The organism is uncultured Nisaea sp. (genome assembly GCF_963974195.1).
Lineage (GTDB): Bacteria > Pseudomonadota > Alphaproteobacteria > Thalassobaculales > Thalassobaculaceae > Nisaea.
The window spans coordinates 19,557-40,498 of record NZ_CAXBDC010000004.1 but is presented as its reverse complement, the minus strand read 5'-3'; the positions used below and the strand labels follow the sequence as shown (position 1 = coordinate 40,498).

The 20,942-nt window shown below is 57.0% G+C and carries 19 protein-coding genes and 1 tRNA gene; 8 read left to right on the top strand and 12 right to left on the bottom strand.

Annotation, left to right across the window (positions count from 1 at the left end; genetic code table 11):
* Window positions 1-125: 125 nt before the first annotated feature.
* Window positions 126-1,139 (top strand): arginine deiminase family protein, encoded by a 1,014-nt coding sequence (locus AAC126_RS01890; protein WP_339849406.1) that lies wholly within the window; start codon window positions 126-128, stop codon window positions 1,137-1,139.
* A 48-nt stretch (window positions 1,140-1,187) separates the two neighbouring features.
* On the opposite strand, the gene AAC126_RS01885 is transcribed toward AAC126_RS01890, so the two are convergent.
* The 8 genes from AAC126_RS01885 to AAC126_RS01850 form a co-directional block, all read right to left on the bottom strand.
* Entirely contained in the window at window positions 1,188-1,964 is a 777-nt protein-coding gene (locus tag AAC126_RS01885) for an MBL fold metallo-hydrolase (RefSeq protein ID WP_339849405.1), read from the bottom strand.
* A gap of 8 nt (window positions 1,965-1,972) precedes the next feature.
* Window positions 1,973-2,791 (bottom strand): TatD family hydrolase, encoded by an 819-nt coding sequence (locus AAC126_RS01880; protein WP_339849404.1) that lies wholly within the window; start codon window positions 2,789-2,791, stop codon window positions 1,973-1,975.
* Window positions 2,792-4,324, bottom strand: a complete 1,533-nt coding sequence (gene metG, locus AAC126_RS01875; RefSeq protein WP_339849402.1) for a methionine--tRNA ligase — start codon at window positions 4,322-4,324, stop codon at window positions 2,792-2,794. It lies immediately after the preceding gene.
* 99 nt (window positions 4,325-4,423) lie between these two features.
* A complete protein-coding gene (locus AAC126_RS01870) occupies window positions 4,424-5,539 on the bottom strand; it encodes a DNA polymerase III subunit delta' (protein WP_339849399.1) in 1,116 nt (371 codons plus the stop codon).
* The gene (gene tmk / locus AAC126_RS01865; protein ID WP_339849396.1) at window positions 5,539-6,204 is read right to left on the bottom strand and encodes a dTMP kinase; all 666 of its coding nucleotides are present in this window, start codon (window positions 6,202-6,204) and stop codon (window positions 5,539-5,541) included. Before tmk ends, AAC126_RS01870 begins: the two co-directional genes overlap by 1 nt.
* Window positions 6,197-7,387: a D-alanyl-D-alanine carboxypeptidase family protein gene (locus tag AAC126_RS01860; protein WP_339849394.1), complete on the bottom strand. Its 1,191-nt coding sequence runs from the start codon at window positions 7,385-7,387 to the stop codon at window positions 6,197-6,199. The genes tmk and AAC126_RS01860 overlap by 8 nt, the downstream gene beginning before the upstream one ends.
* Window positions 7,388-7,538: 151 nt before the next feature.
* A complete protein-coding gene (locus AAC126_RS01855) occupies window positions 7,539-8,516 on the bottom strand; it encodes a septal ring lytic transglycosylase RlpA family protein (protein WP_339849392.1) in 978 nt (325 codons plus the stop codon).
* A 94-nt stretch (window positions 8,517-8,610) separates the two neighbouring features.
* Window positions 8,611-9,588 carry a lytic murein transglycosylase gene (locus AAC126_RS01850; protein WP_339849391.1) on the bottom strand — a complete coding sequence of 326 codons (978 nt, stop codon included), beginning with the start codon at window positions 9,586-9,588 and terminating at the stop codon, window positions 8,611-8,613.
* Between the two features lie 296 nt (window positions 9,589-9,884).
* Here AAC126_RS01850 and AAC126_RS01845 point away from each other — a divergent pair, with 296 nt between their 5' ends.
* From AAC126_RS01845 to AAC126_RS01825, 5 genes are all read left to right on the top strand, one after another.
* On the top strand, window positions 9,885-10,718 hold the full coding sequence (locus tag AAC126_RS01845; RefSeq protein WP_339849389.1) for an NAD(P)-dependent oxidoreductase: 834 nt from the start codon (window positions 9,885-9,887) through the stop codon (window positions 10,716-10,718).
* Between the two features lie 43 nt (window positions 10,719-10,761).
* Window positions 10,762-11,688, top strand: a complete 927-nt coding sequence (gene kdgD, locus AAC126_RS01840; protein ID WP_339849386.1) for a 5-dehydro-4-deoxyglucarate dehydratase — start codon at window positions 10,762-10,764, stop codon at window positions 11,686-11,688.
* A 176-nt stretch (window positions 11,689-11,864) separates the two neighbouring features.
* Window positions 11,865-12,851: a TRAP transporter substrate-binding protein gene (locus AAC126_RS01835; protein ID WP_339849384.1), complete on the top strand. Its 987-nt coding sequence runs from the start codon at window positions 11,865-11,867 to the stop codon at window positions 12,849-12,851.
* Window positions 12,852-12,966: 115 nt separating this feature from the next.
* Window positions 12,967-13,548, top strand: a complete 582-nt coding sequence (locus AAC126_RS01830; protein ID WP_339849382.1) for a TRAP transporter small permease — start codon at window positions 12,967-12,969, stop codon at window positions 13,546-13,548.
* A 13-nt stretch (window positions 13,549-13,561) separates the two neighbouring features.
* Window positions 13,562-14,845 carry a TRAP transporter large permease gene (locus AAC126_RS01825; RefSeq protein ID WP_339849379.1) on the top strand — a complete coding sequence of 428 codons (1,284 nt, stop codon included), beginning with the start codon at window positions 13,562-13,564 and terminating at the stop codon, window positions 14,843-14,845.
* 19 nt (window positions 14,846-14,864) lie between these two features.
* Here the strand turns inward: AAC126_RS01825 and AAC126_RS01820 are convergent, their stop codons facing one another.
* Both AAC126_RS01820 and AAC126_RS01815 read right to left on the bottom strand, forming a co-directional pair.
* Window positions 14,865-15,770 (bottom strand): SMP-30/gluconolactonase/LRE family protein, encoded by a 906-nt coding sequence (locus AAC126_RS01820; protein ID WP_339849376.1) that lies wholly within the window; start codon window positions 15,768-15,770, stop codon window positions 14,865-14,867.
* Window positions 15,771-15,811: 41 nt separating this feature from the next.
* On the bottom strand, window positions 15,812-16,525 hold the full coding sequence (locus AAC126_RS01815; protein WP_339849373.1) for a FadR/GntR family transcriptional regulator: 714 nt from the start codon (window positions 16,523-16,525) through the stop codon (window positions 15,812-15,814).
* A gap of 282 nt (window positions 16,526-16,807) precedes the next feature.
* Here AAC126_RS01815 and AAC126_RS01810 point away from each other — a divergent pair, with 282 nt between their 5' ends.
* Window positions 16,808-17,428, top strand: coding sequence for a hypothetical protein (locus AAC126_RS01810; protein ID WP_339849371.1), 621 nt, complete (start codon window positions 16,808-16,810; stop codon window positions 17,426-17,428).
* 114 nt (window positions 17,429-17,542) lie between these two features.
* Window positions 17,543-17,632: transfer RNA gene (locus AAC126_RS01805), tRNA-Ser, on the top strand.
* A 13-nt stretch (window positions 17,633-17,645) separates the two neighbouring features.
* On the opposite strand, the gene AAC126_RS01800 is transcribed toward AAC126_RS01805, so the two are convergent.
* The gene (locus AAC126_RS01800; protein ID WP_339849370.1) at window positions 17,646-20,201 is read right to left on the bottom strand and encodes an HWE histidine kinase domain-containing protein; all 2,556 of its coding nucleotides are present in this window, start codon (window positions 20,199-20,201) and stop codon (window positions 17,646-17,648) included.
* Window positions 20,194-20,763, bottom strand: coding sequence for a biliverdin-producing heme oxygenase (locus AAC126_RS01795; RefSeq protein WP_339849369.1), 570 nt, complete (start codon window positions 20,761-20,763; stop codon window positions 20,194-20,196). The genes AAC126_RS01800 and AAC126_RS01795 overlap by 8 nt, the downstream gene beginning before the upstream one ends.
* Between the last annotated feature and the right edge of the window lie 179 nt (window positions 20,764-20,942).

Sequence of the window (20,942 nt, the reverse complement as noted above, 5' to 3'; positions counted from 1 at the left end):
CCGATGCGCAATCAGCCGGTCACTGCATATCCGGAAACTCACTGACACCGAACGAGCACGCCATTGCCAACCATGACAGTCCTAGACTGAAGGATCGAAATCTATCCTCCAGGAGATCCGGGAATATGGGCGCGGTCAGTGAGTTCGAATACCGCTACAACATGACGATCAAGGCATTTCCGTCACATGCCGAACCAGCCTTCGAGAGCGCGGCACAGCAGGAAGAAGTCTGGGGCTGCAACTGGGGCTGCGACAATGATGTCGGCCAGCTGCGGAAGGTGCTGATGCACCGTCCCGGCGACGAGATGAAGATCATCGACCCGAAAATGCGCCTTGAGCAACTGGGCTCATACGGTGATGCCGAGGGCGAAACCTGGTATTGGCGCGGTGACGAGGTTTATCCGGTCGAGGAGCTGCAGGCGCAGCATGACGGTCTGGCTGACGCGCTGCGGGCCGAAGGGGTCGAGGTTGTCTATCTGAAGCGCTGCGCACCCGGGCGGCACAAGGCGGTCTATACCCGTGATTCCTGCATCGGGGTCAAGGGAGGGGCAATCGTCACCCGTCTCGGTCCGATCGTCCGGCGCGGAGAGGAAGCGCCGGTCACCGAAACTCTTGGCTCGATCGGCATGCCTATCCTGCGCACCATCCACGGCACCGGCCTGATGGAAGGCGGCAGTTTCGTCTGGCTGAATTCAAAGACCACCGTGATCGGCCGTTCCTCGCGGGTGAACGAGGAAGGCACGCGCCAGGTCGAGGAAGTGCTGAATGCGCAAGGCGTCGAGCTGCTGCGCGTCGATCTGACCGGCTACCGGCTGCATATCGACGGCACGATGGTAATGGTCGATGTCGATACCGCCATCGTCAATCCAAGCATCCTGCCCTTCTGGTTCCTGGAGAAGCTGGAAGAGCTTGGTATCCGCACCATCGAGGTTCATCCGGACGATCCGACGGGCGTGGTGAACTGCCTCGCGGTCCGGCCGGGGCGCGTGATCATGCAGTCCAACGTCTCGCCCCGCACGGCGGACACCATGGATAAACTGGGCATCGAGATTGTCGAAGTACCCTATGCCAAGATGTTCCAGGGTGGCGGCGGTATTCACTGCTCAACCTCACCGCTGATCCGGGATTCCGTGGACTGATCTTCTGACGTGCTGCGCCGGGGCGCGAGGCCTCGGCGCGGTGCCCTCTTAGATCTCTATAACCAGCCCGTCATAGCCAGGCTCGGTGCCCGGCGGACATTTCGCCAAAGTCTCTTCGTAATCGAGAGAAGCTGCCATATGGGTGAAATACGCCCTGCCCGGCTTTACGCGGTTGATCCAGCCGAGTGCTGTCTCCAGATTGGCGTGGCTTCGGGCCGGCTCGACGCGAAGACAATCCACGATCCAGACCGGAATATTCCGCAGCCTATCCAGCTCGGAATCGGTAAAGATCGCAACATCGGTCGAGTAGGCGAAGACATCGTTGACGAGCAACCCGAGCGACGTACCACTGGGGCCATGATCCTGCTCCGACAACTCGATCGAGAACGGACCGATCTCCAGCATATCCCCGGCGGCGATGTCTTTCGCTTTCAATGGTGAGCGGAAGTGCGGCGGGCTATCCGGCGTTTTCTCGAACATGTATTCGAAACGCTTGAAGAGATCGCTCCGTGTCTTTGCATCCATATAGGCCGGGATCTGCTTGCCGGTTCCCCAGCAGAGCGGCCGTATATCGTCGATGCCATGCACATGGTCCGCATGGCTATGTGTATAGATGATCGCGTCCAGGTCGGTGACCTGAGCATCGACAAGCTGATCATGCAGATCGGGGGTCGTATCGACGAGAACACGCGTCCCGTCCTTTTCCAGCAGGATCGATGGGCGCCGTCTGCGGTTCTTCGGATTTGCCGGATCGCATGCCCCCCAGCCATCACCGACAACCGGAACGCCGGAAGACGGCCCGCATCCGAGCATGGTGATCTTCATGAGCGGAGTCAGGCTCCGCTATTGAGGGCTATGCCCCCGGGCACGGAAACCCGCGAAAACAGACGGAAGAAATTCTCCGTCGTGAGCTTCGCCATTTCCTCTACCGAAACGCCGCGCAACTCGGCTAGTGCCTGATGGGTATGGGCAACATAGGCAGGCTCGTTCCGTTTGCCGCGCTTTGGTACAGGCGCGAGATAGGGAGAGTCCGTTTCGACCAGCAGACGATCCTGCGGCACGTCCCGCACGGTTGAGCGAATATCCTCGGCATTCTTAAAGGTGATGATGCCGCTCAGCGAGACATAGAAGCCGATATCCAGCGCCCGCTCGGCCAGCCGGCGGCCGCTGCTGAAGCAATGCAGAACGCCCGTATAGGGCTTGCGGGCATATTCCGCTTCCAGCAGATCGGCCGTGTCCTCATCCGCATCACGGGCATGGACAATCAGCGGCAGGCCGGTTTCCTGCGCCGCTTGGATATGGGTGGTGAAACTGCGGCGCTGCGCATCGCGTGGGGAGCTGTCGTAGAAGTAATCGAAGCCGGACTCGCCGATGCCGACGACTTTCGGATGTGCGGCAAGCTCGACCAGTTCCTCGACGGATACTTCCGGCTCCTCCCCCGCCTGGTGCGGATGAATGCCGACGGAGCAGAAGACATCGTCATACTGCTCCGCGATCGCGCGGATCTTCGGAAAGGTCGTGATGCGGGTGCTGATCGTCACCATGCGGCAAACACCCGCCTGCCGGGCCCGTTCGATCACCTCGTCCCGTTCTTCCTCAAAGGTCTCGAAATCGAGATGGCAGTGAGAATCGACGATTGCCGGCGCGTTCACTCAGGCCTCCGCTGCTTCCGGTTCGACATAACGCGGGAAGACCGGACTCGGCTTTGGCAGCTCTGTCCCTGGCACCAGCCGGTTTCCGAGAGCGGCGAACTTCCGCTGCTCCTCACCAAGAGCAAGCTGATCCAGCATCTTCGAGGCACTGTCCGGTACAACCGGCTGCATCAGCACGCCGAGCACGCGGATCGTATCGGCCAGCACATAAAGCACGGTCGCCATCCGGTCGGGATCGGTTTTCTTGAGCCCCCATGGAGCCATCTCATCGACATAGCGATTGGCATCGCCAACAATCTGCCAGACCTGATCAAGCGCCTTGTTGAAAGCTTGCGCATCGTACGACTGCCGAATGGACTCAAGCAGGCCAGCTGCCGCATCCATCAAGGTCTTGTCAGCGTCGGTGAAGTCCCCATGCGCCGGCACCTTGCCGTCGCAATTCTTGGCAATCATCGAAAGGACGCGCTGAGACAGGTTGCCGAAATCGTTCGCCAGCTCGCTGTTCACCCGGTTGACCATGGCCGTGTGGGAATAATCGCCATCATTGCCGAACGGTACTTCCCTCAGCAGGAAGTAGCGCACCTGGTCGAGGCCGTATTTCTCGATCAGCTCCAGCGGGTCGATCACATTGCCGACGGACTTCGAAATTTTCTGGCCTTCGTTTGTCCACCAGCCGTGCGCGAAGACACGCTTGGGCAGCGGCAGGTCCGCAGCCATCAGGAAAGCGGGCCAGTAAACGGCGTGAAAGCGCAGGATATCCTTGCCGACCATGTGCAGGTCCGCAGGCCAGAAAGCCTTGTAGTCGCTGCTTTCGGTATCAGGATATCCGGCGGCCGTGATGTAGTTCGTCAGGGCATCGAGCCAGACATACATGATATGGGCGTCGTCGCCCGGAACCTGCACCCCCCATTTAAAGCTGGTGCGGGAGACCGAAAGATCACGCAAGCCGGATTTCACGAAGCTCATGACTTCGTTACGCCGCGCGGACGGAGCGATGAAGTCGGGATGCTCCTCGTAATATTTCAGCAGCGGTTCCTGCCATTTCGAGAGATCGAAGAAATAGCTCGGCTCTTCCACCCATTCGACAGGCGCACCGGTCGGTGCCTTGCCGTCGACAATTTCAGTCTCGGTGAAGAAGGCTTCATCCCGCACGGAATACCAGCCTTCATAGGCGCCGAGATAGATGTGCCCCTTTTCCAGCATCTTGTTCCAGATGGCCCGACAAGCCTTCTTCTGTCGCTCTTCCGTCGTCCTGATGAAATCGTCGTTTGAAAAGTTCATCGCGCTCGCAAGGTCGCGGAAATTCTGGGACACTTTGTCGGTAAAGGTCTGGGGATCGACACCTGCATTGGCGGCGGCGGTTTCAACCTTCTGCCCGTGCTCGTCAGTGCCTGTCAGAAATTTGACGTCATAGCCGTCCAGACGCTTGAACCGGGCCAGCGCATCACAGGCAAGCGTCGTGTAAGCGTGGCCGATATGGGGCTTGTCGTTGACGTAGTAGATCGGTGTCGTCAGGTAATAATGCGCGCTCATGGATATATCCGATCGGCGGTCGCTGTCCGCTTTGGTGGTCAGTCAAAGAATCTGGTGCATTGAGGTACCGCCCGCACCTGTCAGTTTCAAGGTGAAACGTCAGGAAGCGGCGTGATCCGGTGCCAGGGAATAGAACACATCCATCAGCAATTGCCGTTTGTCGAGATTGAGGCCCATGCCTTTTCCGAGAAGCGCCGTTATCCGGGAGCGCCGTTCCGCCACACCGGCCGGGCCAAGTGTTTCGGTGAGTTTCTGGGCGGCTGCCCCCATCCCCCTGATCCGGTCGATAGGGGCTTCTCCCGCCGCGGCATCCCGCGCGATACGCCCGAGCCACCAGTCCAGAAGGTTCATTCCGGTCTCAAACGGATCGCTTTCCTCTGCCTTCACCGCACGTGTCCAGCGATCCGCCAGCTCCAGCAGAGACAGGTCCTGCAGGGACGGATAGCTGCTGAGTGCGCCAAAAATATCCTCAAGCGCGGAAATACCGCCTTCGGCTGCCAGAGCAAGCGCACGGCCTACGCTTCCTTCGGAGATTGCAACCAGGGTTTCAATCGTCGCCGGATCGAGATCCGGCTTGTGAATGCCCAATAACTCGGTGATCTGAGTATCGAAGAGCGGACCAAGGCGAACGGACCGGCACCGGGACCGGATGGTTGGCAGCAAACGGCCGGGCGTGTGGCTGACAAGGATGATCAGCGCTTGCCGGGGCGGCTCTTCGAGCAATTTCAGAACAGCATTGGCCGCATTCCGGTTCATCTCGTCCGCGCTGTCGAGAATGACCACGCGCCAGCCACCGAGCGACGGCGTAAGCCTCAGGAAACTGCCTATCTTGCGGACATCGTCAACGACGATCTCGCCACGCATCTTTTTGCGTTTCTCATCGTAACCGCGCTCGACCACCAGCATATCCGGATGGCTTCCGGCGGCGATCTGCGCGAATACGGGATCGTCACGCGAGACATGAAGATCGGCGGCAGCGGGCGGCAAGGCATCGCCGAAAAGCCCCGGCCCCTCATCCTGAACGCCGCCAGACAGCACAAAACGGGCAAACCGGTACGCAAGCGTGGCCTTGCCAATGCCCGACGGCCCCGTGATCATCCAGGCATGGGGGATGCGTCCGGAGGCAATCGCATCATGCATCGCCGCCTCGGCCGTTTTATGGCCGATCAACATCTCGTTTTCGCGCGGCAGAGGAATTGCGCTCTCGTCGCTCATCAAAGTGCTCCCAACCTGCTGTTGACCAATGTGGCGATCATCAGGCTTACGGATTCGGCGTCACCGGCGGCATCGACCAGCGCGACCCTGTCCGGCTCCCCGTCGGCAATCTCCCGGAAGCCCTCGCGCATGCGCTGGTGGAATGCGAGTTTCATCCGTTCAAAACGGTCTTCGGCGCCGCGCCGTGCCGCTTCATCAGAGACACGGGTGCGGGCAAGGCCTGCTTCGGGATTAAGATCGAGGATAATAGTCAGATCGGGTTTGAGATCTCCGAGCACGATCTTGTGCAAGGCCGCGATCTTGCCGCGATCAAGCCCGTGCCCATAGCCCTGATAAGCCATGGTGGAATCGGCAAACCGGTCGCAGAGCACCCATGTGCCTTTTTCGAGCGCGGGTTCAATCAGGCGGCGGACATGGTCCCTGCGAGCGGCATAGAGCAACAGCAGCTCCGTCATCGCATCCCAGCGATCCGGATCGCCGGTGACGAGAAGTTCACGGATTTGCTCGGCTCCGTCCGAGCCACCGGGCTCGCGTGTCAGGCAGACCGCTTTTCCCGCCTGTTCCAGGGCAGCCGCCAAAACACGGATCTGCGTGCTTTTGCCAGCCCCCTCACCGCCTTCGAATGTGATGAAGCGCCCTCTTTCAGAGGCCGCGAGGTCAGCCACCACTGCCCCAGACGAGGTATTCGACCGCGGCGCCAACTTTACCGAAAACGCCAAGCTGGTCCACATCCTCAGCTGCATAAAGCGGGATCGTCACGTCATCCATATCCGGTGCCGAGACTTTCAGCGTTGCCAGTTGTGTGCCGGCTGCAATCGGGGCCGGGACCGGGCCTTCATAGACCACACTGACTTTCATTTTCTGGCGTGCGGACCGCTTGAGCGTGAGCAGCACGTCACTATCGGTCACCAGAGGAACTGTTTTGGCATTGCCCAGCCAGACATCGGCATTGGCGACAACAGCGCCCTTCTCAAAGAGATTGTAATTATCGAATTCCCGGAAGCCCCAGTCGAGCAGTGCCTCGCCCTCGCGAGACCGCGCGGCAACGCTGCCCAGACCATTAACGACCAGCACCAGACGGCGGCCATTTCTGACGGCGGATGCCGTCAAGCCATATCCGGCGGCTTCCGTATGCCCGGTCTTCAGACCGTCCGCGCCCATGTTCTTGTAGAGCAGCGGGTTCCGATTGCCCTGTTTGATCTTGTTGTAGGTGAACTTCGTTTCCGAATAGATCGGATAATATTCCGGGAACCGGCGGATGGTCTCGACGGCAAGGCGCGAAAGATCGTGGGCCGTTGTCCGGTGCTCCGGATCCGGCCAGCCTGTCGCATTGCGGAAGGTGCTGCTGGTCAATCCGATCTCATGCGCCCGCCGGGTCATCTCCTCGGCAAACGCTTCTTCGGTTCCGCCAAGCGCTTCGGCCAGGGCGATTGCCGCATCGTTACCGCTCTGCACGATGATGCCGTGCAGAATGTCGTGCACAGCGACACGGGTATTCACTTTCACGAACATCTTCGAGCCGCCCTTGCGCCAGGCCTTCTCGCTGATGGCGATGGTGTCGTCCATCGAAAGCCGGCCGTCCTTCAGACGCTCGAACGCCATGAAGACCGTCATGATTTTCGTCATTGAGGCTGGCGGCATCGGCTTGTCCGCATCCTTTTGATAAAGGATCGTGCCGGTGTCGTAGTCGAGAAGGATGGCTTCCCGTGCACTGGTCTCAAGCGCGGAGGCCTGTAACGCCCAGAGCAGGTTGGCGGCAAGCAGGCCGGTGACAAGCAACCCGGCCCCGCCCAGGGCACGGCACGTGCTCCCGACTGCTGCGTTCCATTTGCCGGTCAATATCATCATGAGTTCCCCTCCCGCCCGAATGACGAGACGTTTTGGTCCAACAAGTTATCGGCTTTCATAGCCCCAAGCGTTTTTCTGCATAATGCACAACTTTGATTGAAATGAGACACAGGGGGCTCTTTGCCAATTTTGCGCCTTGTAGCTACTGCTGTTACTCGACGATCACCCGCGCGCCCGGATACCCCCGGCTGATGACGGATTCAAGAATCCGGTCGGCATCCTCCGCCGTTGCCAGCGGGCCAAGGCGCACACGGTAGAAATATTGTCCGTTCACCTGCCGGGGATCGATCCGCACCGGTCCGACATCGGCCAGAATTTGCGTCAGCTTGTCCGCGTTGTTCGCATTCGTAAACGCGCCGGCCTGAACGTATATTTCGGTTGGCTCCGGCTCGGTCAGGATCACTGTCTGGCTGCGGGACTGGCGCGCGAGATCAATGGCGCTGCCCTGATCGGCGGGACTTGGCGCTGTGGATACCGCAGGCGGCGGAGGCGTCAGAACAACAGCTCCGGGTATCTTGGAGACATTGCCTTTGGAAACAGCCACGCTCGGGGCCGCTTCCGGTGTTGGAACCGGTTCGGGATTCAGGCTGGCGAGCTGCACCGGCTTGCCCGACTGGTAGGCTTCGGCAAGCCGACGGCTCTCCTCCGGCAGGACTTCGACCCGGACCTTCGCGGTTCCCTGGCGTTCGAAGCCCAGAAGCTGCGCGGAACGCCGCGAGAGATCAATGATCCGGCCATGGGCAAACGGCCCTCGGTCATTCACCCGGACAACCAGGGCGCGGCCATTCTCCAGATTAGTCACCCGCACAACGCTTGGCATCGGCAGGGTGCGATGCGCGGCGGTGACGGCATTCTGGTCGAACACCTCGCCATTGGCGGTGTCTTTGTTGTGGAAATTCGGCCCGTACCAGGACGCGATCCCCGTTTCGACGTACCCGTAATCGGCCTGAGGATAGTACCAGACACCATTTATCGCATAAGGAGAGCCAACCTTGTAGCGGCCAACCGGCCTTCCATCGGACGTGGCGCTCTGGACCTGCTTGGCCGTATGCACCACGAACTCGGTCTCCGCACAGGCGGACAAGAACAAGGCAAGCGTCATGAACGAGAGCGTGGCGAGAGGTTTCATGTCTGTCCTTTGGGTCCGTACGGCGCCCAGCTTACAACGGATATGCAATTTAAATTACGACACTACCATATCTCGTGGTCGATTTCGCGGTGAACTATTCCTGTCCGATAGCTTCCGCAAGCGTGCCAACCGCCGTCGCGAAGTAGCTTGAGCGGTTCCATTTCAGGATGACCTCATAGTTCGAGTAGGCGAGATACGCCGGTGCCAGCTCCCCGTCACCCGGAACCACCAACTGGCTTGTCAGGTTACGGCTTGGCAACGGGCCACCATCGCGCCTGGTAACGCCCAGCGCTTCCCATTCCCGCATCGTCTTGGTGATCTTGGAATCGATAAGGGACTTATCGAAATTCGCGGGCAGACTGACCGCGCGGCCCCAGGTTTCACTGCTGTTCCAGCCGGATTTGGACAGATAGTTCGCAATGGAGCCGAAGACATCGGCTTTGGTGCCCCAGATATCCTTATGGCCGTCCCCGTCATAATCGACGGCGAAATTATGGAAGCTGGAGGGCATGAACTGACTCTGCCCCATGGCCCCGGCCCAGGATCCCTGCATGTCGCCCGGCGCGATATGGCCTTGTTCCAGGATTTTCAGTGCCAGCAGCAGCTCTTTGCGGAAGAAAGCGCTGCGGCGACCGTCATACGCCAGCGTCGCAAGGGAAGCGACGACGGGGAAGCCACCAGTGATACGTCCAAAATCCGTCTCTACCCCCCAAAGGGCAACGATGAAACGCGGTTGGACACCGTATTTTTCGGAAACCTCCGTCAACAACGCCTTGTTCTCTTTCAGGAGCGCGCGCCCCTTCTGGATTCTGGCATCCGGAACGACACGGGTCAGGTATTGCTCGAATGTCAGGGTGAATTCAGGCTGCTTTCGATCCAGCTCAACAACACGCGGGATCGGCGTGACGCCAGTGAAAGCCTGATCAAAGATGGATCGGCTTATCCCCTGCTTCTCCGCCTCGGCCTTCAGTTCGGTGACCCAGGCCTCGAATGGCTGTGTCGCGGCGGCGTAAGCGGAGGTGAAAGTGGCTGCCGAAAGCAGTCCCGCGAGTACCAGAATTTTTCTCAACATATCGATGCCCGATGCCCAGCCTGTGTGCCAAATGCAATACAGTATGTTGTGGCATAGGGGACTGGCGCCCGCAACAAAGCGCCGGGTCAGCTCACAACTCATTGATCCGGGACGAGAGTTTTCAAGGCGTCTTCGCCCTTCCAACCCCCACATGTGCGAATCTGACTGGAGAGGGACCGGCAACGACTTGCTGCATCAGTGCCTGCAAAAAGCACCCGGCTTAAGATTCGATCTGGACAGATTGATCACATTAGATATCCTGAATATGAAAATTAATCATATTTAAGAGATTACAAATGAGACGAGTACTTCTTACAGGTGCGGGTGGAGGCATTGGCCGCCGCATGCGAAAGGCACTCGCCAACACCTATCCGATACTTCGTTCATCCGACATGGTTGAACTGGAGCCGGCAATGGACGGCGAGGAAGTCGTGCGGGCGGACCTGACAGTTCAAGAGGATCTGGAGCGGATTGTTGATGGTGTCGACGGGATCATCCATCTCGGCGGCCTGTCCGTCGAGCATGAGTGGGACGACATCCTGCGCACCAATATTGATGGCACATATCGCCTCTTCGAGGCCGCCTACAAAGCCGGGGTGAAACGGATCGTCTTCGCCAGCTCAAATCACGCAATCGGGTTTTATCCGCGCGGGCAGATCCTGGACGGATCGGAGCGCCCTCGCCCGGATTGCCGATATGGTCTCAGCAAGGTCTTCGGCGAAGCGCTGTCGCAGTATTTCGCGGACAATTACGGCCTTGGCGTTCTCTCCATCCGTATCGGCTGGTGTTTCGAGAAGCCCGAAACCCAGCGGACGCTCGGATCCTGGGTCAGCATCGGAGATCTGGCCCAACTCTGCCGGATAGGGCTGGAAACGCCGGATTTGCATCACGAGATCGTCTTCGGCATGTCCGACAATTCACGCACCTGGTGGGACAATAAGACGGCCCGCCGCCTTGGGTATCAGCCTGGGGACTCATCGGATATCTGGGCGGCGGAAGTGGATAATTCCGGCATCCCCGAACCAGGGGACGCCGTAGGCCTTGCCGTTCAGGGAGGCCCCTTTGCCAGCGAGGGATATCAGGGCGACCCGCTCCGGGTTGCCGCTCGCAATGCTCAATCCAAGCCCTGACTTAACGTCAGGTTCTCTTCTCACCCCGCTAGGGAGAATTGCCGTGTCTTTATCGCCCCAGAAGCTCAAGGCCCGTATGGCCACAGGCCTTCTGTCCTTTCCTGTCACGCATTTTGATCAGGATCTGAAATTCGCCCCCAAGGCCTATCAGGATCATGTTTCCTGGCTGGCCTCCTACGATGCTGCCACCCTGTTCGCCGCCGGCGGGACGGGTGAGTACTTTTCCCTCGGTCAGGATGAATTCCCGGCCATCATCCGGGCGGCGGTCGAGGCCGCGGACGGACGCTGCCCGGTGGTTGCCGGGTGCGGCGTGAATACAACCCGCGCCATTGCCGATGCCCGGGCCGCGGAAGCCGCTGGCGCCGATGGTCTCTTGCTGTTGCCGACATATCTGATGTCTGGCACCCAGGAGGGACAGATGGCCCATGTGAAAGCTGTCTGCCAATCCGTTTCCATCGGAGTCGTGGTCTATAACCGCGCCACATCCGTGCTGACGGCGGACAGTGTCGCCCGCCTCGCGGAGGAATGCCCCAATCTGATTGGCTTCAAGGATGGTGTCGGCGAAATCGACCATGTGACCCGTATGCGAACCATGCTTGGGGACCGGCTGGTCTATGTCGGCGGAATGCCGACGCATGAGCTGTTTGCCGCCGCCTACGATGCTGCCGGGTTCAGTACCTATTCTTCGGCCGTCTTCAATTTCGTGCCCGAACTGGCGCTCAGGTTCTATGCCGCCATGCGATCCGGAGACCGGCTGGTGATGGATGACATCCTGAAATCCTTCTTCTACCCCTTCGCGAATATACGGGACAAGGTGCCGGGCTATCCGGTCAGCCTGATCAAGGGCGGACTACGTGCTGTCGGCCGGGACCCGGGAAATGTACGCCCGCCTCTTTCTGCCGCGACGGACAAGCATATCGAAGAGCTTGCCGCGGTTATTGAAGCATCCAGGCTGGCTGCCGCCGCATAGAAGTAGGATTCATTTTTCGATAGATTGACCAATTTTCAAAAGGAGGCATACTTATCCGAGGAACACAGACGGCGCATGAACCGCCGCATTCCGCAACACGCATCGCATAAGAAAAAACAAACCAGTGATGCATCGGTTCCGGACACAAAACCGGACCAAAAGGGAGGAAATACAAAATGTCGATGATTCACAAAATCGGATCTGCCGCGCTGGCAGTCGCCTTGCTCGCGGGCATCTCCAGCAATGTCGAGGCTGCGGAATGGAAGGGCTGGAACATTCACAAGCCCGGATATCCCAACACGGTCGCGATGGATAAGTTCGCCGAACTTCTGGTGCAGAAAACCGGCGGGCGTCACAGCCTGAAGATGTTTCATTCGGGTGTTCTCGGCAGCCAGCCGGATGCGATAGAGCAATTGCGCATCGGCGGCCTTGAAATTGGTAATTTCAATCTCGGGCCGATTGGGCCGATCGCACCGGAAGCGAATGTCGTCTCCCTGCCCTTCATCTTCAAGGACATGGAGCACATGCATCGGGCGATGGACGGCGCTCCGGGTGATCAGATCAGTGCCGGCATGGCGAAAAAAGGCATGATCGCTCTTGCCTGGTACGATTCAGGCGCGCGATCTTTCTATAATTCCAAACATCCGATCAACAAGCCCGAGGACGTCAAGGGCATGAAGGTCCGGGTGATGAATAACGACCTCTATTCCGGGATGATTTCCGCCCTCGGCGGTAACCCGTCCCCGATGGCCTTTTCTGAAGTCTATCAGTCCCTGAAGACAGGCGTTGTCGACGGTGCGGAGAACAACTGGCCATCCTATGAATCGACCGGCCATTTCGAGGTCGCTGGATATTATTCACTGTCCCAGCATCTGATCATTCCGGAATGTGTCTGCATCAATGCCGACGTCTATAACGGCCTCTCCGACGCGGACAAGACCGCAGTCAAGGAAGCCGCCCGTGAGTCCGCCGAATTGCAGCGGAAATTGTGGGCCGAACGAGCCGAAGCCAGCCAGAAAATGGTGATCAAGTCCGGCGTCAAGTTCAATGACGTGGCTGACAAGGCGGCATTCCAGGATGCCATGAAGCCGGTCTTCGAAAAGTTCCTGGCAAGCAACGAGGAACTGAAGCCACTCGTCGCAGCCATTCAAGCGACGCAATAAAGCTCCTGTCCCGTGGCCGCCGGAATGGATCACAGATGTGAGCCTTTCCGGCGGCGCTTTTTGACATTCGTCATGCACTGTGCCGAGCGCGGCACTTTTCGAGCCGGGAATTCAGATGACCTCCATGCATTCGACCAGTGCCAAGGCCGGCGCCGACACGGCATCGCCACACATGGCGTCACATAGCGGGATCGTCCTGCTGCGGTATTTTTTCCAGAGCCTGGACACGCTTTGTCGCCTCAGCCTTTGGGTTTCCGGAACAGCCATGGTCGTATTGACCTCTATCTTCGGCTGGCTCGTATTCGGCCGGTATGTGATGAACGCAACCCCCACCTGGGTGGAGCAGGTCGCCCTTCTGTTGGTTGCGCTTATCGGCTTCGTCGGAGCATCGACAGGCGTGCACGAAAGATCCCATCTCGGGGTTTCGTTTTTCCGGGACATAGCGCCTCGCCCGCTGCAGCGGATAATGGATTTCCTGGTCCATCTGATCATGGCTGTCTTTGGCTCGGTCATGATGGTGCAGACCTATTATCTCGTCCTGTTCAAATGGGACGCACAGATACCTCTCATCAACGTTCCCGAAGGTCTTCGCGCGGTACCGCTCACCTTCTGCGGCGCTGCATGCCTGATCTATTCGGTAGGGCATCTGATCCGGTTCTTATTGAGCCGTGAGCAGCCCTCTTCCTCTCTACGCTGACCGGGGTAATCCAATGGGCCTTCTTATTCTGCTCGGCGTTTTCGCCGTCTGCGTCGTCATCGGCGTACCCGTCGCTTTCGCTTTAGCTGTGGCGGCCGTGACGGCATTCTTCGTTGAGGGGTTGCCACTTGTCGTTGCCTTTCAGCGCATCATCTCGGGCATCAACGTTTTTTCCCTGATGGCGATCCCCTTCTTCATTTTCGCCGGAGAGCTGATGTTCCATGGCGGCATCGCCATCCGGCTGGTCCGGCTGGCATCCGCGGCTGTCGGCTGGGTACGTGGCGGACTTGGCGTGGTGAATGTGTTCTCCTCCATGCTGTTCGGCGGTATCTCGGGCTCGGCTGTCGCTGATATCTCGGCGCTTGGCTCGATCCTGATCCCGGTCATGAAGGAAAAGGGCTACGACGATGATTATGCTGTGAATGTCACCGTGACATCCTCGATCGCGGGCATCCTGGTGCCGCCATCCCACAACATGATCCTGTTCGCCATCGCCGCGGGCGGCGGCATTTCAATTTCGCAGCTCTTTCTGGCCGGTGTGATGCCCGGTGTTCTGATGTGTATCTGCCTGGCGGCGGCGGCCTATATCATTGCTGTCCGCAGAGGATACGGGGTTGAGCCGTTTCCGGGGTTGTATTCGCTGTTCATCAGCTTCATCGCCGCCCTGCCCGGTCTCTTCACTGCCGTCATAATCGTGGGCGGCGTGCTGTCCGGTATCTTCACCGTTACCGAGTCAGGGGCATTCGGTACGCTTTATGCCTTCGCCATAACGCTGATCGTCTATCGGTCACTGAGCTGGACAGCCTTCAAGACCGCCGTGCTGAACTCTGTCCGTACCACCTCCATGGTGTTGATCCTAGTCGCCTCGGCGACGGCGTTTGCCTACATGCTGACCTTCTATCAGGTACCTACCCGGATGATCGAGTTCATGACCGGGCTAACCGAGAACCCGATTGCCATCCTGCTGATGATCAATCTCATGCTGCTCGTGCTCGGCATGATCATGGACATGGCGGCACTGATCCTGATCTGCACACCGATCTTTTTGCCGGTCGTGATTTCGCTTGGTATGGATCCGGTACAGTTCGGCATGATCCTGATGATGAATTTGGGGCTAGGGCTCTGCACGCCACCAGTCGGTGCGTGCCTGTTCCTTGGATGTGCGGTCGGAAAGGTCCCCATCGAACGCGCGGTGCGAACGATCTGGCCCTTCTACGCAGCCATTCTCGTCGCGCTTATGCTGACGACCTTTATCCCCGCCATTTCGCTGACATTGCCGCGGCTTATTGAAGGGTAAGGGATACTCTGACAGGCGGTCAGGTTCCGCAGGGCGGCGGCGCGTAGCCGGTGACCCCGGGCTCGCAGACGAATATACCGCCAGCCTTAGGCTGGCGGTCCTCGCTGCCGGGGGTGATCAGGGACCGGCCCATGCTGGTGATATAAAGCTGCTCCAGCCGGGGACCGCCGAAAGCGAGACAGGTTGGTTTTTCGACCGGAACCGGAATGGACCGGTCGACCGCTCCGGCGGGGGTTAACCGGAGGATCTGCCAGCCATCGACTCCGGCCATCCAGTAACACCCTTCCGCATCCATCGCCGCGCCGTCCGGACGCCCTGCCACGACGTTCGTGTCGAAGAAGGTGCGCCGGTTCGATGGCGTTCCTGTTTCGGTTTCATAATCGAAGACCCAGATCGTGCGGACCGGTTTGTAGCTGTCGGAGAGGTACATCCGCGTGCCGTCCGGTGAAAAGGCAAGCCCGTTCTGGATATAAAATCCGTCCAGAACTGCTCGGCAGCTTCCGTCGGTTTCAAGGCAGAACAATGTGCCGTCCCCCGGCTCGCCCGCAGCCGCATCGCGCGGACCGCTTTTCGGCATGGTCCCGGCCCAGAACCGGCCCGCCGGATCTACACTGCCATCATTGAACCGATGAGTATTACGACCGGGCGCCATATCATTGATTATGCTGACAGAACCGTTCGACGGATCAAACGTGCACCAACCCTCTTCAAGGCCAACAATTGCGCCGCCAGACCGGCGCGGTGCCACGCAACCGATGGCCGACGGCATTGACCAGGTTTCATTGCTGCCTGTCCCGGGATGAAATCTGTGCAGGGACGGTGCCGCTATATCGACCCACCAGAGCATGCCATTTTCGGCATCCCAGACCGCGCCCTCACCGAGAGTCGCTCCGGCATCGAGTATACATTCAACCGGTACAGCCATTTCGGTCTCCCGTCGTTCAGCTAAATTCGGGGTATTTCTAACTATGAGGAAAGAGATTTCCGATAGCGTGTGATGCTGCCGCTCAGATGCTCGCGCATGGCCTGTCGGGCACCGTCCGCATCACCGGCGGAGATTGCATCGGCAATTGCCCGGTGCTCCTTATTAACCCGGGCGAGATAGTCCCGGTCGATCAAACGCTCACGATCCAGCTCCGTCAGCGTGCTGCGCGGGATCGCGCCTTTCCCGAGAGACGTAAGGAAGGCGGAGAACAATTCGTTATTGGTGCCCTGGGCGATGGAGAGATGGAATGCCATGTCCAGGGTAACCGCGGACGCACCGGTCTCCACGGCGCGCTCGAACTGGTTCAGGCTCTCGCGGATACGGGCATCCTGGGAAAGACTGCGGCGGGTGGCGGCAAGTCCAGCGGCCTCGACCTCGACGGCCATGCGCAATTCAAGCAGATCAAGCGTGCTATGCGCATCGCCCGTCAGAAAGGACGGCAGCCCCTTGTTACGGGTGCCATTCGGATCGCGCACGAAAATACCCGCGCCGCGTCTCGGCTCAACCAGACCGTCGGCCTTCAGAACCGCGACGGCCTCTCGGATAACGGTGCGGCTGACGCCGTATTCCGCTTCCAGCTCTTTCTCCGTCGGTAACCGGTCACCTGTTTTCATTGGGCCGGCGGCAATTTTAGTCCGAAGAGCCGCGGTTGTTTCCTGGGTAAGATTCCGCCCAGCCTGGATCTTCTGAGGCATTGATATGAGTTCCCGTTGAGTCCACAAAGTATGACTAGAGGTGATTAAATGTAATATTAATTTCGGTGATTGATCAATTCCAATGTTGGTGCATTAACCCCATATATCACATAGCAAAATGGCAACTACAGCCGTTCAGGAGAGATGCAGGTCAAGGGCCTGAGTGGTTTCGCGATCTGTTTTCCTGTTCTCTGTATCGGGTAGTCAAGAGGACGCAGCGTTGCGGATCGATCCAAGGCTTGCTGAAATATCAGACGCAACAACAGGAAAGGTCGACACCTGATGACTGAACCTCCGCACCCGTACCAGAAGTTCTACGAGTCATGGCGGCTCGATGTTAGATACAGAGAGAATGAGCGAACAGCCGCACTTGATCGCGCCACCCAATTTGCTCTGTTAGGGTTGAAGTTCGCTCTAGGGGTTAATGGAAGCGCAATACTTTCTGTTCCGATTTTCATAGAGCTTGTTGGGAAGAATGAACTGTGGACCCCGAATTCCTGGCAGATAGCTTTAGCGGTAGGTGCCTTTGGGATAGGTCTCCTCTTTGCAACCATCTCAATATTTTTTGGTTACTCCGGCCACGCAGCTATTGCGAATGAGCAATCGTTCAGACGTGATTCATCCGCACGGACCACTATCCGGGATTTAGTTCGAAATATATCTAAGGCGCCACTTGATCCCAACTCCGAATACGAAACTGAAGCCGGTCAGAAGATATCCGATGCCGATGATCAGGCATCTAAATTTCTTCGCAGCGCGAATTTTTGCGTCAGTGTGGCTGAGGTATTCTATGGCAGTTCCATGATCTGTTTTCTTGTGGGAGCGGTTTTTTTTGGCTTCGCGTTGTCACGCGCTCTCGGCCTAATTGGTATTGACGGCCTAGCCTCTTGCGCACCGGCATGACTGACTGTATGCATCTGTCCGCTGATCGAAACTTCACTCGGTCGGTATAATTCGGTGGCAAGAGAGCGCTAATGCATTTGGCGCTGTATTCTAAGTCATTGGGTTTCCTTTTGCGGATGGGTGGCCGAGCGGTTGAAGGCACCGGTCTTGAAAACCGGCAGGCGGGAGACCGTCTCGTGGGTTCGAATCCCACCCCATCCGCCATATCCTTACAGGATCATGGCAGCACCGCAGCGATATCTTCCTTGCTGTATGGTTTTTTCAGTGTTTTCACGTTTTCGAACGCGCCACTCAAATGAGAGGTGTCGCCGTATCCCGTGGCGAAAACAAATGGGATCCCCTGTTCTCTGAGTGCTTCAGCCACAGGTTCGCTCGTTTGCTCTCCAAGGTTCATGTCCAGAAGCGCAAATGTGATCGCTACCTTTTCGATCAGGTTCAGTGCTTTGGAGACACTTGCAGAGAGATGAACTTTCGATGCGCCGAGTTGCATAAGGCAGTCTTCTGCATCGAGAGCGATGATCATATTGTCTTCCACAACCAGTACGTCTCCGGAAAGCGTGCCGGCAGACTGGGGCGCTATTTTCTTGTTTGACAGACCTTTGATATCTGCATTGCCTTCAACGACAAACGTCATTGGGATTTCGAACCTGACGCTTACTCCCGAAGGAGCAAAATGCAGATCTACCGTTCCTTCCAGATCATAGGGTATGGAACGCTCAATCACTGTCGTGCCGAACCCTCGTCGCTTGGGCGGCTCTGTAATTTCGGGACCGCCCTTTTCCTCCCAGGAAATGCCAAGTACCTCGTGCTTTTTCGTATCCAGACAGATCGTGATGCTACCGCCGGACTTTGAGAGAGCGCCATACTTTGCGGAATTCGTCATCAACTCATGAATCACGAGTGCTACGGTCGTAAATGCGCGCGGGTGTAGAAGGACATCGTCACCCTTGATTTCAATCCGGTCCGGAACATTCCCTAGGTACCCCTCACCTTCCGTCTTGATCATTTCCCGAAGTGATGAAGGTGACCAATTTTCTTCCGTAATCTGATCATGAGCGCGTGCGAGCGCCTCAATCCGGCCACCTATTACCTTGGTGAAATCAGCTACGCTCTGCCCCTCGACATGACTTTGTGTAATCAGACTGCGTATGAGATTGAGGATGTTGCGGACTCTGTGATTCAGTTCCGCAATAAGAAACTCCTGGCTTTCCTGGGCCCTTGCCCGCTCCTTGTTGACTGTATCCGTCATCCGAAGGACGACTTCCAACAAAGTCATCCTCAGAGATTCAGCTAGCTTCAGCTCAGTCCGCGTCCAGGGGGAGCTGTGGTTGCGTACTGTTTCCTGCCACGCTTCAAAGCTTTTGCGTGGCGTCAATCGAACGCCGTTCGGCCCCAGTTCCACGGGCTTTTCAGGATTACCCGCCCAGTTGACTGTTCTCAAAATCTCCCGTCTGAACAGGACGATATAATCACGAGGGGTCCGGGAAACGGGAAGCACCAGCATGCCAACAGATCGGTCACTGAAGTCAGCTCCCTTCTGATATACGTCAGGGATACTCTCGGTATGGTAAATCGTGCTTGCTGTTGTTGTATTCAGGAACCTTGCAAGCTCGATAAACTCCGCCTGTGTTGGTGTATACCCACGGGAAACAAATTCGCCGTCCATCCAGCCGACAACACCGTCATAAGGCACAAGTGTGTCTATTGCTGCGATGATTGCCTCAAAGCTCTCGGCAACACTGCTACCCTCGGCGAGTTGTGCCAACAATTGGTCGTGCAATTGTTGTGCTTTTGCCTCTTCGGCTCGCACCATATCGCTATCTTTTTGGTCAAGTACAAAAGAGAACAATTGGCCAAACAGCTCTGCGGCAGTTCGAGTCTCATATGGAAGAACGCGAGGGGTATAATTATGACAGGCGAAGAGCCCCCAAAGCTCGCCCCGCCTTATAATTGAAACTGACATAGAGGCTTCCACGCCCATATTGCGCAGATATTCAAGATGTATTGGCGACACTGCGCGCGTAACACTGAGAGATAAATCCAATGGCTCACCCTGAGGATTTCTCGTAGGGACAACCGGGTGTCCGTTGTCATTTACATCACTGATAATGCGCAGGAGATTTCGTTTATAAAGATCGCGTGCTTGCCGCGGGATATCACTGGCCGGGTAACGCAGGCCCAGATAGGATTCAAGATCCAGACTGGCTGATTCAGCGATGACAATACCTGTTCCGTCAGTATCGAATTTATAGACCATGGCCCGGTCGAAGCCGACAAGCATTCTCATTTGTCTGGCCCCAAGCTCGCAAACCCGGGAGACAGAATCCACGCGCCCAATTCTGTCGATCAGTGCACGTACATAACTCGCGTAATCGGTTTTATCCCTGACCCCATGATGTTCTATCTCGATAATTATTGAGCGGCCCGAATAATGGATAGCCAGGTCAAATAGGGATATGTCGTCATGCAGCTTAACTCCAAATACTCGTTCAACGGAATCTGCCGTTGAGAGCATTTGTAATCTTCCGCGGATCGTGTGTATGGCAGCCTCGGAAAGGCACTGCACAAGCGGTCGTCCAATCAGGTCTTGGACTTTTGCCCCAATAAACTCATCAATGTTTTCCGAAGCATGATTCACGATCCAATCTGTAGAGACAGAGAGCAATGCACCAAACGATTGAACCCGCCCAAGAATATGGATGGGCTCCCGGTCGCAGTTTGATAAATCGACCTGCATTTCGGAAATGTCATTATTCTCTTGGTTATCAGGCATAAGCCTTGCTCTCTCTGCTAATGACTCTGTCAAATGCGAGTTCAAATACGGAAAAACAGCGGTTCGCTGAATCAATTATGTCTTCCGCCTCCAGCCCGTCGGCTGGAAGATTTTCAAGTGTCTTGATGAGCATCGACCATTGCTCGGCAGGCACATCGTCTTTTAAAAATGATGACGCGTTGTGCACGCGTTCACTCGTGGACAACATCAAGGTTTTTCTTAGGACTTTTGACCCGAGATATGAGCCGCAGATCACGTAGGCGATTGCCAACGGATTAATATGCCCAACAACTGGTGCAGCAGACACTGGACGCACTTTCTCTCCAAGCTCGCTTAGATCACTCTTGATCAAAATAATCCGCCTCTTCAACCACTCTGCTTTTTGAGAGAGACATTCGAGAAGACGTTGGTGAGATTCGAGCTGTGCGCTGAGAAAGGAGATAAGGTCTTCTTCATTCGACAAGTCCAACTGCGAGGCCAGTTTGTCTATTCGCTCGTGTGCTTCGGCTGTATCGATCCTCAATCTTTTCCTAAGCGTGACGCTTGTCGATTTTGTTTTCATCTAATTAATTTTCATCACAATTTTCTGTGCACCCGATCAATTCATTCTGTTTTATATGCAGCTGTACCGTTTGCGCCTGCCGGAAACGGGATTATTCGCACTCCAATATCTATAGCGCATCAAATGTGGGAGGCTTCCATATTGGGCGAAATTAATGTTCCTTGCCTCTTAGTTAACAG